Source organism: Parafrigoribacterium mesophilum, assembly GCF_039652555.1.
Classification (GTDB): Bacteria; Actinomycetota; Actinomycetes; order Actinomycetales; family Microbacteriaceae; genus Parafrigoribacterium; species Parafrigoribacterium mesophilum.
This window is the reverse complement of sequence record NZ_JBDJAF010000002.1, coordinates 194,021-207,606: the sequence shown is the minus strand read 5'-3', so window position 1 is coordinate 207,606 and position 13,586 is coordinate 194,021. Positions and strand designations below refer to the sequence as shown.

The 13,586-nt window shown below is 69.3% G+C and carries 11 protein-coding genes; 5 read left to right on the top strand and 6 right to left on the bottom strand.

All coding sequences use genetic code 11. From position 1 onward, the window contains the following. Nucleotides 1-339: 339 nt before the first annotated feature. Nucleotides 340-1,776, bottom strand: a complete 1,437-nt coding sequence (locus ABFX56_RS11050; protein ID WP_346233379.1) for an NAD(P)H-quinone dehydrogenase — start codon at nucleotides 1,774-1,776, stop codon at nucleotides 340-342. Nucleotides 1,777-1,989: 213 nt separating this feature from the next. Here ABFX56_RS11050 and ABFX56_RS11045 point away from each other — a divergent pair, with 213 nt between their 5' ends. Beyond that, on the top strand, nucleotides 1,990-2,814 hold the full coding sequence (locus ABFX56_RS11045; RefSeq protein ID WP_346233378.1) for a purine-nucleoside phosphorylase: 825 nt from the start codon (nucleotides 1,990-1,992) through the stop codon (nucleotides 2,812-2,814). Then, on the top strand, nucleotides 2,811-4,562 hold the full coding sequence (locus tag ABFX56_RS11040; RefSeq protein WP_346233377.1) for a phospho-sugar mutase: 1,752 nt from the start codon (nucleotides 2,811-2,813) through the stop codon (nucleotides 4,560-4,562). The genes ABFX56_RS11045 and ABFX56_RS11040 overlap by 4 nt, the downstream gene beginning before the upstream one ends. Here ABFX56_RS11040 and ABFX56_RS11035 read toward each other — a convergent pair. Together ABFX56_RS11035 and ABFX56_RS11030 are read right to left on the bottom strand one after the other, a co-directional pair. Further along, the gene (locus tag ABFX56_RS11035) at nucleotides 4,559-5,026 is read right to left on the bottom strand and encodes a PTS sugar transporter subunit IIA (protein WP_346233376.1); all 468 of its coding nucleotides are present in this window, start codon (nucleotides 5,024-5,026) and stop codon (nucleotides 4,559-4,561) included. The genes ABFX56_RS11040 and ABFX56_RS11035 overlap by 4 nt on opposite strands. Before the next feature lie 21 nt (nucleotides 5,027-5,047). Next, nucleotides 5,048-6,169 carry an adenosine deaminase gene (locus ABFX56_RS11030; protein ID WP_346233375.1) on the bottom strand — a complete coding sequence of 374 codons (1,122 nt, stop codon included), beginning with the start codon at nucleotides 6,167-6,169 and terminating at the stop codon, nucleotides 5,048-5,050. Nucleotides 6,170-6,375: 206 nt separating this feature from the next. Here ABFX56_RS11030 and ABFX56_RS11025 point away from each other — a divergent pair, with 206 nt between their 5' ends. From ABFX56_RS11025 to ABFX56_RS11015, 3 genes are read left to right on the top strand one after another with little or no spacing between them, the layout of a single operon-like run. Next, nucleotides 6,376-7,644: a glycosyltransferase gene (locus ABFX56_RS11025; RefSeq protein WP_346233374.1), complete on the top strand. Its 1,269-nt coding sequence runs from the start codon at nucleotides 6,376-6,378 to the stop codon at nucleotides 7,642-7,644. Next, nucleotides 7,641-8,657, top strand: coding sequence for a glycosyltransferase (locus ABFX56_RS11020; RefSeq protein ID WP_346233373.1), 1,017 nt, complete (start codon nucleotides 7,641-7,643; stop codon nucleotides 8,655-8,657). Before ABFX56_RS11025 ends, ABFX56_RS11020 begins: the two co-directional genes overlap by 4 nt. Beyond that, complete coding sequence (locus tag ABFX56_RS11015) at nucleotides 8,654-10,156, top strand: glycoside hydrolase family 130 protein (RefSeq protein WP_346233372.1); 1,503 nt, start codon at nucleotides 8,654-8,656, stop codon at nucleotides 10,154-10,156. The genes ABFX56_RS11020 and ABFX56_RS11015 overlap by 4 nt, the downstream gene beginning before the upstream one ends. Nucleotides 10,157-10,414: 258 nt before the next feature. On the opposite strand, the gene ABFX56_RS11010 is transcribed toward ABFX56_RS11015, so the two are convergent. The 3 genes from ABFX56_RS11010 to ABFX56_RS11000 all read right to left on the bottom strand — a co-directional run bounded on the left by ABFX56_RS11010 (nucleotide 10,415) and on the right by ABFX56_RS11000 (nucleotide 13,574). Beyond that, the gene (locus tag ABFX56_RS11010; protein ID WP_346233371.1) at nucleotides 10,415-11,719 is read right to left on the bottom strand and encodes a thymidine phosphorylase; all 1,305 of its coding nucleotides are present in this window, start codon (nucleotides 11,717-11,719) and stop codon (nucleotides 10,415-10,417) included. A 236-nt stretch (nucleotides 11,720-11,955) separates the two neighbouring features. Beyond that, nucleotides 11,956-12,378: a cytidine deaminase gene (locus ABFX56_RS11005; protein ID WP_346233370.1), complete on the bottom strand. Its 423-nt coding sequence runs from the start codon at nucleotides 12,376-12,378 to the stop codon at nucleotides 11,956-11,958. Continuing rightward, nucleotides 12,375-13,574 carry a CynX/NimT family MFS transporter gene (locus tag ABFX56_RS11000; RefSeq protein WP_346233369.1) on the bottom strand — a complete coding sequence of 400 codons (1,200 nt, stop codon included), beginning with the start codon at nucleotides 13,572-13,574 and terminating at the stop codon, nucleotides 12,375-12,377. The genes ABFX56_RS11005 and ABFX56_RS11000 overlap by 4 nt, the downstream gene beginning before the upstream one ends. Between the last annotated feature and the right edge of the window lie 12 nt (nucleotides 13,575-13,586).

The following is a 13,586-nucleotide window of genomic DNA, read 5'->3' as shown; positions in this document are numbered from 1 at the left end:
GAAGCCCCGAGCAAGGAGTTGCTGGCGAGTGGCGATGCATCCACAGCGGTGGATGGCGGCAGTCGGGTCGTGCATAACGGTACCGTCCCGCAGCCGGTGGCACCCGCCGGACGAATACGCGGCATCCGTGCACAACTCCTGCCACCGTTACTTGTGCAGGAGTAGCAACGCACGTCACGGTCGCCTTGCAGTATTCAGGACGCTCTGTGACAGTCGTCAACCGCTGGGGTTGAAGTGATTCTCGCCAGTCACGGCAGCCCCATTTGCAACACACCCTCCTGAATAATGAAAGGAGGTGGACCGGCCGGAGGGCGTAGCGGGGAGGGTTTAGCGGGGCGGTCAGTGCACGATGTGCATCGCTCGGGCCGCATCCGTGATGCTGCCGGAGAGCGACGGGTACACCGCGAAGGCCCGGGCGACCTGGTCGACGGTGAGGCGGTGCTCCACCGCGATCGCGATCGGCAGAATGAGTTCGGATGCCTTCGGCGCCACCACGACGCCGCCGATCACGGTGCCGCTGCCTCGGCTGGCAAACAGCTTGACGAAACCCTCGGTGATGCCCTGCATCTTCGCGCGCGGGTTGGAGGACAGCTCGAGCTTGTGGATGTTGCCGGGCACCACGCCGTCCTCGATCTGCTTCTGCGACCAGCCGACGGTGGCGATCTCCGGTTGGGTGAAGATGTTCGAGGTCACGTTGCGCAGCTCGGTCGGGAACACCGCGTCGCCCATCGCGTGGAACACTGCGACCCGGCCCTGCATCGACGCGACGGAGGCCAGCGGCAGGAAGTCCGAACAGTCGCCGGCCGCGTAGATGGACGGCATGGAGGTACGGGCGACCCGGTTGACCCGGATGTGGCCGTCGTCGGTGAGCTGCACCCCGGCATCCTCGAGCCCGATGCCCTTCGTGTTCGGCACGGAGCCGACCGCGAGCAGACAGTGGCTGCCCTCCACGGTGCGGCCGTCGTTCAGGGTGACGACGACGCCGTCGGCGGTGCGGTCCACCGACTGGGCCCGGGACTTGGAGAGCACGGTCATCCCGTTGCGCTTGAAGACGCCCTCGATGACATGCGCTGCATCCTCGTCCTCGCCAGGGAGCACGCGTTCGCGGCTGGAGATGAGGGTGACCTTGGAGCCGAGCGCCGTGTAGGCGGAGGCGAACTCGGCACCGGTGACGCCGGAGCCGACCACGATCAGCCGCTCGGGCAGGTCGGTGAGGGTGTAGAGCTGGCTCCAGGTGAGGATCCGTTCGCCGTCCAGCTTGGCCGCGGGCAGGATGCGCGCGGTCGCGCCGACCGACAGCACGATGGTGTCCGCGTCGATCGCGTCGAAATCGGTGCCGCGCCTGCCCTTGCCGGAGGAGACCAGCACGCGCTGCGGACCGTCCAGGCGTCCCTCGCCCTGGATCACGGTCACCCCTTCGCGGATGAGCGCGGCCTTCATGTCCTCGGACTGCTGGCGCGCCAGCAGCAGCAGCCGCTGATTGACGGCGGCGAGGTTGACCGCGACCTGCGGGCGCACCGGCCTGCCGTTGTCGCCGCGGGCGAAGAACTGGACGCCCAGACCCGCGGCGCCGCCGATCGCGTTGGCCGCCTCCGCGGTGGCGATCAGGGTCTTGGACGGCACGCTGTCGGTGAGCACGGCCGACCCGCCGACACCGACGCGTTCGACGAGGGTGACCTCGGCTCCGAGCTGGGCGCCGGCCAGGGCCGCCTCGTATCCGCCGGGGCCCCCGCCGACGATCGCGATCCGCTGCTTGCGCTCGAACTCGTATGCCATTGCTCTATTGTCTCCCAGGCGTCCGGACCCGACGAACCGCCGCATCCGCCGCCTACTGCCGTGGTGAGGCTTTCATTATTCAGGACGTGGTGTGACTGGTGGTGTCCTCGAGGCGCAAGTTACCCTCATCCGCCCCTTCAGGCACATTGACCACACAACGTCCTGAATGATGAAAGGGGCAGAGCGCGCGGGGCGGCAATTAGAGTGGAGGCCATGGCTGTGAACCCGCTCGATGCCCCGGATGCCGACCCGTTCGAGATCGCGGCCCGCGCGGCCGCGCAGATCGCCGAGAAGACCGGGGTGGCCCACCACGACATCGCGCTGACCCTGGGCAGCGGATGGGGGAAGGCCGCGGACCTGATCGGCGACACCACCGCAACGATCCCCGCCGAGGAGATCACCGGGTTCAGTGCGCCGGCGGTCGTCGGGCACTCCGGGGTGCTGCGTTCGGTGCTGCTTCCCGGCGGAAAACGTGCCCTCGTGATCGGCGCGCGGACCCACTACTACGAGGGCTACGGCGTCCGGCGGGTGGTGCACAGCGTGCGGGCGGCGGCGGCGACCGGCGCCGCCATCATGATCCTCACCAACGGGGCCGGCGGCATCAAGCCGGAGTGGGCATCCGGAACACCGGTGCTGATTCGCGACCACATCAATCTCACTGCCGATTCGCCCCTGGAGGGCGCGACCTTCGTCGACCTCACCGACCTCTACTCGGCAAGGCTGCGCGCCATCGCCCGCAGCATCGACGAGAGCCTGGACGAGGGCGTCTACGTGCAGTTCCGCGGCCCGCACTACGAGACCCCGGCCGAGGTGCAGATGGCCAAGGCGATCGGCGGCCACATCGTGGGCATGTCGACCGCGTTGGAGGCGATCGCGGCGCGGCAGGCCGGCATGGAGGTGCTCGGGATGTCGCTGATCACCAACCCGGCCGCCGGAATCCAGAAGGAGCCGCTCAGTCACGCCGAGGTGCTCGCCGCCGGAGCCGCCGCCGAGCCGGTGATCAGCGCACTGCTGGCCAGGATCGTGGCGGCCCTGTGACCGCAGCGACCGATGGCGGCGCGAGCGACGCCGCAGCCGACGGCGCGGCCGGAGTCATAGCGGCGGCCCAGGCCTGGCGCGCTCAGGACCCGGATGCCGAGACCCGCGCCGAGCTGGATGCCCTAATAGAAGATGCCCAGACCGCCGGTGCACAGCCCGGTGACTCCGAGGCTTTGCGGGAACTGCACTCCCGTTTCGACACCCGCCTTCAGTTCGGCACCGCGGGACTGCGCGGGGAGCTGGCCGCCGGCCCGAACCGGATGAACCGGGTGCTCGTGGCGCAAGCGGCCGCTGGGTTGGCCGCGTTCCTGATCGGGCGCCAGGCGCACCCGTCTGTCGTGATCGGCTACGACGGTCGCAAAAACTCGCGCGTGTTCGCCACCGACTCCGCCGAGATTCTCGCCGGCGCGGGCGTGCGCGCCATCCTGTTGCCGCGCCTGCTGCCCACCCCGGTGCTGGCCTTCGCGGTGCGCCACCTGGGCGCGAGCGCCGGCGTGATGGTCACCGCCAGTCACAACCCGCCGCGGGACAACGGCTACAAGGTCTACCTCGGCGGGGACGACGAGGGCTCGCAAATTGTCCCGCCGGTCGACGCGGAGATCGCCGCACACATTCTCCAGGTCGCCGACAGCATCAGCGTGCCCGACCTGCCGCGCGGCGACTACGAGATCGTAGGCGAGCAGTTGCTGGACGACTACGTGACGCGCACCGCCCGGTTCGGCACGCATCCGGCGCCGCTGCGCTTCATCTATACCGCCATGCACGGCGTCGGCTGGGAGACCGCGCAGCGCGTGTTCGCCGCCGCCGGCGTGGCCGGGGCGATCCCGGTTCCGGAGCAGATCGAGCCGGATGCCGCCTTCCCCACCGTGGCCTTCCCCAACCCGGAGGAGCCCGGCGCCCTGGACCTGGCCATCGCCACCGCGCAGCGTGAAGGCGCCGAGCTGATCGTGGCCAACGACCCGGATGCCGACCGGCTCGCCATCGCCGTGCCGGATGCGTCCGCCACGGGCACCGGCGCCTGGCGCCGGCTCAGCGGCAACGAGGTGGGCTACCTCCTCGGCTGGCGTGCTGCGGAACGGATGCGCCGCGAGGGCCGCCGCGGCACCCTGGCCACCTCCATCGTCAGCTCCCCGGCCCTGGCCGAGATCGCCCGGCAGTACGGTTCCGACCACGTCGAGACCCTCACCGGCTTCAAATGGGTGTCCCGGGTGCCGAACCTCGCCTACGGCTACGAGGAGGCACTCGGTTACCTCGTCGATCCCGACACCGTGCGCGACAAGGACGGCATCTCGGCAGCGCTCGACTTCCTCGCCCTCGCCGCGGAACTGAAGGCCGACGGGTCGAACCTGCCCGAGCACGCGCTCGCCTTCGCCGCCCGATTCGGGGCGTTCGCCTCCGCCCAGGTCTCGCTGCGCGTCACCGACACCGCGGACATCGCCACGATCATGCGGCGGCTGCGCGCTGACCCGCCTCAGCGCATCGCCGGCATGGTCATCGACAGCGTGGACGACTTCGCGGCGGGGCTCGGCGACTTCGCGCCCAGCGACATCCTGCGCTTCACCCTCGCCGGCTCCGCGCGCATTATCGTGCGGCCGAGCGGCACCGAGCCGAAGCTCAAGGTGTACATCGACGCGTCCAGCAGCACGGGGGCGGCAGCCGAGCGGATCACGACCGCGCAGCAGTGCGTGGACCGACTCGAAGCCGCCATCCACCCGCTACTGGCCGAACTGAGAACGCCCCAGCTCTAGAGTTCGACCTGGTCCACCGCGGCGGTGCTGACCGCCGGATGCGAGATGCCCATAATGTGCATCACCTCAGCCGCGTCCTTCGCACCCCTCAGCGCCGGAATCACGCTGACGTCGTTGAAGATGTTCGCCAGCTGCGCGATCGACTCCAGGTGGTCGCCCACCGACACCACGGACAGCCCGAGCACGACGCACACCGGGTCGTTGTGCGGATGCCCGAACGCGACCGGGGTGGCCAGCGTGACGACCGAGAGGCCGTCCGCGAGCACATCCGGCCCGGGCCGGGCGTGGGCCAGCGCGAGACCGGGGGCGATCACGACGTAGGGGCCGTGCTCCTCGATCATCCGCACCATATCGTCGCCATATCCGGGCAACGTCGCCCCGGACCGGGCCAGGGCATCGCCGGCCAGGCGCACGGCGGCGCGCCAGTCGGCGGCCTCAGCCCCGATGACCACACCAGTTTCCATAAGCGGAGGAAGCGTCATTGCCTAAATCTCCCCAAAGCCGACACTGATTTCGTCCGCGAGTTCCTCGCGGTCTTCTGTACTCAAGAAACTCGCCGCGGCGGCGTTCAGCTGGAAGACCTCAAGGTCCGCCAGGTCGTACCCGAACGCATCGCTGAGCAGCGACAACTCGCGACTGAGCGTGGTGTTGCTCATGAGACGGTTGTCGGTATTGACGGTAACCCGGAATCCGAGTTGGTACAACAGGTCGAACGGGTGGTCGATGAGGTCGTCACCCCACTGTGCGATGGCGCCGGTCTGCAGGTTCGACGACGGGCTGAGCTCGAGCGCGATCTCCCGGTCCTTGACCCACTGCGCCACCGGGCCGAGGGTGACGTAACTGTTCTCCTCGTCCTCGTGGTCCACGACGATGCCCTCGGCCAGTCGCACCCCGTGCCCGAGGCGCAGCGCGCGGCCGTCGAACAGGGCGCTGCGGATGCTGTCCAGCCCGTCCGCCTCGCCCGCGTGCACCGTCACCGGCAGGAAGTGGTGCGCCAGGTAGTCGAACGCCTGTCGCATCCGGCTCGGCAGAAACCCGGCCTCGGGTCCGGCGATGTCAAAGCCCACCACTCCGTGGTCCCGGTGCCGCACGGCCAGTTCGGCGATCTCCAGGCCGCGGTCGGCGTGCCGCATCGCGCTGACCAGCTGGCCGATCCGGATGTTGCCGCCGCCGCGCTCGACATCGTCGATGCCCGCCTCGATGCCCTCCTGCACGGCGTCGACGACCTCATCGAGGGTGAGGCCGCGGGTCAGGTGCTGCTCCGGCGCCCAGCGCACCTCGCCGTAGATCACGCCGTCGGCGGCGAGATCCAGCACGAATTCGCGGGCCACCCGTTCCAGGCCCTCGTGGGTCTGCATCACCGCCGTGGTCACGTCGAACGTCTTCAGATACTCCACCAACGATCCGGAATCCGACCGGTCGGCAAACCATTGTCCGAGCGCATCCGCGTCGGTTTCGGGCAGATCCAGGTCGATGGCGTCGCCCAGTTCGATGATCGTCTGCGGGCGGAGGCCGCCGTCGAGGTGGTCGTGCAAGGAGACCTTAGGCAGGGAGGTGATGTTCACGCCGCCACCCGTCAGGAGAACATCCTCCGCAACAGTATTCATAGGGCCAAATCTACCGGCTCGGCGGGCCCAATAATCTGGGAACTCGACCAGTCCTGCGCGAACCGGGTGGGGCTCACAGGGTGCCGGCGTACCCTGAAGAGGTATCGAAGGCTCGTTTTCGCGGTCGACATCCGTCTCGCACCGCCCCAGCACTAGAACATCAGAAGTAATCTGGCCGGTTTTACGGCCAAGACAGGAGCGTCGCCATGACGCTGCAGCATGCTCATTCGCGCACGACTACCTCGCTCACACACGCGGTCCGTTCAGCCCGGTCCCGCCGCACCGCGGTCTCGTCCGGCCATACGACCCCCGCCGCGTCCGCCCTGCCCGGCAGCATCGCGCTGCTGAGCACCTATCCGCCCACCCAGTGCGGACTGGCCACCTTCACGCAGGCCCTGTACGGTCAGCTGGGCAAACTGCCCGGCCGCGTCGGTATCATCAGCGTGCTGGATGCCCCGGATGACGGAACGCACACCTCCCCCGGCGTGGTCGGCTACCTGGTCAACGGTTCCACGGCGAGTGCCGCCGAGACCGCTCGCGCCCTCAATGACTACGGCACCGTCATCGTGCAGCACGAATACGGCATCTACGGCGGCCGCGACGGCATCGACGTGCTCGAGGTGGTCGAGGCGCTCACCGTGCCGACGATCGTCGTGTTGCACACGGTGCTGCAGGAGCCGTCCGACAGCCAGCGCGACATCCTGAACCGGCTGGTCGCCGCCTCGGATGTCGTCGTGACGATGACACAGACCGGACGCCGCCGCCTCGAGGAGTGCTACGGCGTCGACCCCGAGCACATCGCGGTGATCCCGCACGGAGCGATCGACCACGGCACGCTGGGCCGCACGCATCCCGCGAACGATCGGCCGTTTGTACTCACCTGGGGACTGCTCGGCCCGGGCAAGGGCATCGAGTGGGCGATCGACGCCATGGCGTCGCTGAAGGACCTGAACCCGCGGTACCTCGTGATCGGCAAGACCCATCCGAAGGTGCTGGAGAAGGACGGCGAGCAGTACCGTCAGAGCCTGGCCGAGCGCGCCGACGCCGCTGGCGTGACGGATGTCGTCGAGATCGACTCGAGCTATCTGAGCCTCACCGAGTTGGCCGACCTCGTGGAGCGTGCGGACGTCGTGCTGCTGCCCTACGACTCGCCGGACCAGGTCACCTCCGGAGTGCTGATCGAGGCCGTCGCGGCCGGTCGTCCCGTCGTGTCGACCGCCTTCCCGCACGCCGTCGAGCTGCTCTCCGGCGGCGCAGGACTGCTCGTGCCGCAACGCGACCCCGCCGCGATGGCGGCCGCGCTGCGCCGGGTGATCACCGAACCGGGACTTGCCCAGCACATGGCCGACACGGCGGCCGGTGAGGCTCCCGATCTCGCGTGGTCCGCGGTTGCCCGGCGTTACCGGGACGTCGCCGTCGGCCTGACCCCGGCGGCACTGCCCGCCGCGCCGGCGACCTTGGCCACCGCCTCGTGAGCCTGCCCGAAATTTCCTTCGCCCACCTGCGGCGCCTCACCGACGACCGGGTTCTGTTCGAACACGCCCGCGGCTCCGTGGCCCGCCGCCACCTCGGCTACTGCGTGGACGACGTCGCCCGCGCCCTGGTGGTGGTCAGCCGGGAGGGAACCGAGCTGCAGGACCTGGCCGCGGTGTACCTGAAGTTCCTGGTGGACGCTCAGGGAAGCGACGGACGATTCCACAACCGGCTCAGCCTGACCGGGCACTGGAGCGACCTGCCCAGCCTCGAAGACTGCTGGGGACGCGCCCTCTGGGGGCTCGGCGCCGCGGTCGCCGCGCATCCGGATGCCGCGACCAGCGACGCCGCTGATGACGCTCTCGCCGCGTTCACCGCCGGCGCCGCGTGGCGCTCGCCGTACCGCCACTCGATGGCGTTCGCCGCGCTCGGCGCCGCGGATGTGCTGAGTGTGCTGCCCGACCATACCGGAGCGCGTGCGCTGCTGGCCGCCGCGGCCGAGACAATCGGCCGACCACGGGCGGCGCACCTGTGGCCGTGGCCGGAGGACAGCCTGCGCTACGCGAACGCGGCCCTGCCCGAGGCGCTGATCGCCGCCGGCGAGGCACTGGGCGACGACTCAGTTCTGGCCGACGGGCTGATGCTGCTGGACTGGCTTATGACTGTCGAGACCCGAGGCGGTCACCTCTCCGTGACACCGGTCGGCGGACGCGGTCCGGGAACGCAGGCATCCGGATTCGACCAGCAGCCGATCGAGGCCGCCGCGATCGCAGGCGCCTGCTTGCGCGCGTTCCGGCTCACTGGCGAGCACCGCTTCGCCGACGGGGTCGACCTGGCCGCGGCCTGGTTCCTCGGGAATAACGACGCAGGGGTGGCGCTCTACGATCCGGCCGGCGGCGGATGCTGCGACGGGCTGCAGCCGAACGGGCGCAACGAGAACCAGGGTGCGGAATCCACGCTGGCGGCGCTGTCGACGCTGCAACTGGCCCGCCGGCTGCCCGTGCTGAGCCGATGAGCGCCGAGCCGATGGGCGCCGCGACGACCCCGAGCGTGGTCACCCGCGCCGACCTCACGCTGATCGCCGACCCGTCCCGCGTGGTGGCGCAACTGTTCGTGCCCGGCCAGGAGTTGGCGCTGGACCACGAGTCGCGCACCTCGAACGTGCTGAACCGCATCCTGTCCCTGCCCGAGGAGACGGTCGTCGCAACGCTCGAGTCGGTGATTGCCGACTTCTCCGGCCGGCACCGCAACCTGCGGCAGATCCTCCAGACGCACTTCGACCGGGTCGCCCACCGGGTGCCGACGGTCGCCCTGCTCACCGAGGCGCGGCGGCTGCTGATCGGCGCCTGCTTCACCAAGGAGTATGCGGTCGAGGCGGCGGCGCTGTTCAACCCGTCGGTGGTGCCGCACCCCGACCAGTCCGGCCTTCCCGCTGGCGCGGTGCGGTTCGTGATGAGCTTGCGGGCCGTGGGCGAGGGCCACATCTCCAGCATCGAATTCCGCACCGGCGTCGCCGGGCCCGGCCAAACCCTGACGCTGGACGACCCTGGCAGATTCCTCGACGCCGGGCAACACCACGCGACCGTGTACGACCGGGCGCTGTTCCTCGGCAAACTCACCGAGGCGGGCGCCGACGGGGAGAGCGCCTCCTTCCTGCTGCAGCAGCTGCCGGCGCACTTCGACGACGAGACACTGCGCACCGCTCTGTCGCAGGCATCCCATCGGTCGATGGCCTGGCACGGCAGCACCCACACCGCCGAGTTGGCCAGGTGGATCGCCGCGTGCAATTACGACCTGGACTTCGCAGCGTCCTCGCCGCTGGCCGAACGCATCCTGTGGCCGCACGCCCCGTCCGAGTCCCAGGGAATGGAGGATGCGCGCTTCGTCCGGTTCGTGGGCGACGACGGGACCGCCACCTACTACGGCACCTACACCGCGTACAACGGGGACCAGGTGGCGCCGCAGCTGATCGAGACGGCGGACTTCGAGCAGTTCCGGATCAGTCAGCTCTCCGGCCCGTCCGCGAGAAATAAGGGCATGGCGCTCTTCCCGCGGAAGGTGAACGGCAGTTTCGTGGCCTTGTCCCGCTGGGACCGGGAGAGCACAGCGATCGCTACGTCGGCGGACGGGCGCATCTGGGGCGCCCCGATCACGTTGCACTCGCCGCGGCAGCCGTGGGAAATCATCCAGCTGGGCAACGCCGGCTCGCCGATCGAAACGGCCGCCGGATGGCTGGTGATCACCCACGGGGTCGGGCCGATGCGGGAGTACTCGCTCGGGGCGATCCTGCTCGACCTGGACGATCCGACGAAGGTGGTCGGCTCGCTACGGGAGCCGCTGATGCGGCCGCGGGCGGAGGAGCGCGACGGCTACGTGCCGAACGTGCTCTACTCGTGCGGGGCGATGGTCGTCGGCGACCAGCTGCTGCTGCCGTTCGGGGTGGGTGACTCGTCGGTGCACTTCGCCTTTATCGATGTCCCTGCATTGCTCGCCCGCCTCGCGATGGCGGGGTGAGTAGCCGCCCGAGCTTGGCCGGCGTATCGAAACCGCACCGCGTCCGCTGGTTTCGATACGGCTCGCGCGAGCGCTCGCCTACTCAACCAGCTGACGTCTCAGCGGGGTGAGTAGCCGCCCGAGGAACGAGGACGGCGTATCGAAACCCCCGGGTTACCTGCTGCGGTTTCGATACGCTCGCGCTGACGCTCGCTACTCAACCGGCTGAGACATCGCGCTGACGCTCGCTACTCAACCGGCTGAGTTACCGCGCTGACGTCAGCTACCGATTCGGGCGGCGATGAGCGGACCACCGTCCAGCACCGGGTCGCCGGGGTCGCCGATGCGGTAGGCACCCTCGAGGATCTCCAGGGCACGGGCGAACCGGTCCGGGTCGTCGGCAGACAGGGTGAACAGCGGCTGCCCGGCGGTGACCGTGTCGCCCGGTTTGGCGTGCAGGTCGATGCCCGCGGCGTGCTGCACCGGGTCCTGTTTGCGGGCCCGGCCGGCGCCGAGCCGCCACGCGGCGATGCCGAACGGCAGCGCCTGCTGCTCCACCAGGATGCCGCTGCGCGGCGCGGTGACCACTTGGGTTTCGCGCGGGGCCGGCAGCGCGGCATCCGGGTCGCCGTCCTGCGCGCGGATCATCGACCGCCAGGTGTCCATCGCGCGGCCGTCGTTCAGGGCGGCCTCGACGTCGGCGTCGGGCCGGCCGGCGAGGGTGAGCATCTCCCGGGCCAGCGCAACGGTGAGAGCGACCACGTCCGCCGGCCCGCCGCCGGCGAGCACCTCGACCGATTCGCGCACCTCGTTGGCGTTGCCGATGGCCAGGCCCAGCGGCACGTTCATGTTGGTGAGCAGCGCGGTGGTGGCCACGCCGGCGTCGGTGCCGAGAGCGACCATGGTTTCGGCCAGTTCGCGGGAGCGGTCGATCTCTTTCAGGAACGCGCCCGAGCCGAATTTCACGTCGAGCACCAGGGCGGAGGTGCCCTCGGCGATCTTCTTGCTCATGATCGAGGATGCGATGAGCGGGATGGACTCCACGGTGCCGGTGATGTCGCGCAGGCTGTAGAGCTTGCCGTCGGCGGGGGCAAGGCCGGAGCCGGCCGCGCAGACTACCGCGCCGATGGTCTCCAGTTGGCGGCGCATCCGCTCGTTCGTCAGGTTCGCCTGCCAGCCCGGGATCGACTCGAGCTTGTCCAGGGTGCCGCCGGTGTGGCCCAGTCCGCGGCCGGAAAGCTGCGGCACGGCGACACCGAAGGAGGCGACCAGGGGGGCCAATGGCAGGGTGATCTTGTCGCCGACGCCGCCGGTGGAGTGCTTGTCGACGGTTCGTTTCGACAGGGCGGCGAAGTTCATTCGGTCGCCGCTGTCGATCATGGCGAGGGTGAGGTCGCGCACCTCCTGCCGGTTCATGCCGTTGAGGAAGATCGCCATGGCCATTGCCGCCATCTGTTCCTCGCCGACGTAGCCGCGCGTGTAAGCGTCGACGAGCCAGTCGATCTGCGCGGTGCTGAGCGTGCCCCGATCGCGTTTGATGTGGATGAGGTCGACGGTGTCGAATGGCTCAAGCCGGGTGGTCATGGATGCCTTTCACGAAAATGGATGGGGGAAGAAGCGGGTTGAGTAGCGAGCGCCAGCGCGAACCTGTCGAAACCGCGCCAGCGGGTTGAGTAGCGAGCGCCAGCGCGAATCTGTCGAAACCGCGCCAGCGGGTTGAGTAGCGAGCGCCAGCGAGCGTATCGAAACCGGTCGCCGTGCAACGCGGTTTCGATACGCCGGCCTCGCAAGCTCGGGCGGCTACTCAACCCACTCACCACTCACGTGCCCGCGTACTCGGTCAGGGTGCCCGGGCCGAACGCATCAGGCAGCACCTCGTGGATGGTGCGGATGCCTGACACGGTCTCCAGAAGCATTCCCGGAGCGGAATGTTCGTAGAGCAGTTGGCGGCACCGACCGCAGGGCATCAGCACGGCGCCGTGTCCGTCGACGCAGGTGAAGGCCACGAGGTGTCCGCCACCACTGGAGTGCAGCGCGGATACCAGGCCGCATTCGGCGCACAAGGTGAGCCCGTAGGAGGCGTTTTCCACGTTGCAGCCGGAGATCACCCGTCCGTCGTCGACGATCGCCGCGGCGCCGACCGGGAACTTCGAATACGGCACGTAGGCGTTCACCGCGGCAGCGCCGGCGACCTTCCGCAGCGAGTCCCAGTCGATCGGTGTGCCGTTTGCCTGATCAGTCATGCTTGCTCCTTCGTCGACTCCAGCTTCGCCCCTACCAGGCGGGGCGCGCCGGCCCGGTAGCCGGTGTAGGCCTGCGGGATCAACAGCACCGCGAGGAACAGCAGCGGGACGAACCAGGTGCCGGTCGCGCCGAACAGCGCGCCGAGCAGCAGCGGGCCGCCGGCCGCCATCAGGTACCCCCAGCTTTGCGACATGCCCGAGAGCTTGGTGGCGTGGTCGGCGTCCGGCGAACGGAGCACGATGTAGGCCAGGGCGATGCCCAGCGTGGCGCCCTGACCGATGCCCAGCACAAGAACCCACACGACGGCGATGCCGGGCGCCAGCATCAGCCCGATGATCCCGACGGCGTAGAAGCCGACCAGCGCAACGGCGAGCGACGACTGCCGCCGCATCCTGGCCGCGATCAGCGGGCTGATCATCGCCGGAATGATCGAGACCAGATTCATCAGCGACAGCATCAACCCGGCGTAGGCCGGGTCTGCGCCGTCGAAGATCAGCAGTGTCGGCAACCAGGCGCTAGTCGTGTAGAAGTTCAGCGACTGGAAGCCGAAGTACGCGGTCACCAGCCAGGCCACTGGGTCACGTCCGAGTTTGAGGGTCGACCGCTTGAGCGCGCCGTGCCGGGCGCGCACCCCGCGCAGCCCGGGCAGCCAGACGATCAGGCCGAGGATCGCGAACAGCCCCCAGGCGCCCAGCGCGAAGTTCCAGTCGAACCCGACAGCCTGGGCGATGGGCACCGTCGCGCCGGCGCCGAGCGCCGCGCCGCCGGTGAGTGACAGTGTGTACAGGCCGGACATCAGCCCGATGGAGTGCGGAAAGTCGCGTTTGATCAGCCCGGGAAGCAGGATGTTCCCGATCGCAATGCCGGCGCCGATGAGGAGGGTACCGAGGAACAGTGCAGGCACGGTGGGGATCAGCCGGACCGCGGAGCCGACGATCACCGCCAGCAGCACGCCGACCAGTGTCCACTCGATGCCGAACCGCTGGGCGATGACCGGCGCCGCGGGCCCGAGTGCGCCGAAACAGAGCACCGGCAAGGTCAGCAGCAGTCCAGCCGTGAACGGCGTCAGTCCGACTGCGGCGCTGATCTCATCGAGCAGCGGCGCCATGGACACCACCGCCGGCCGGAAGTTCAGCGACACCAGAACGACCGCGATGCCACTCCACAGTCGCCAGGACGGCCGATGGCCGGTCACGGCGCCTCGGTT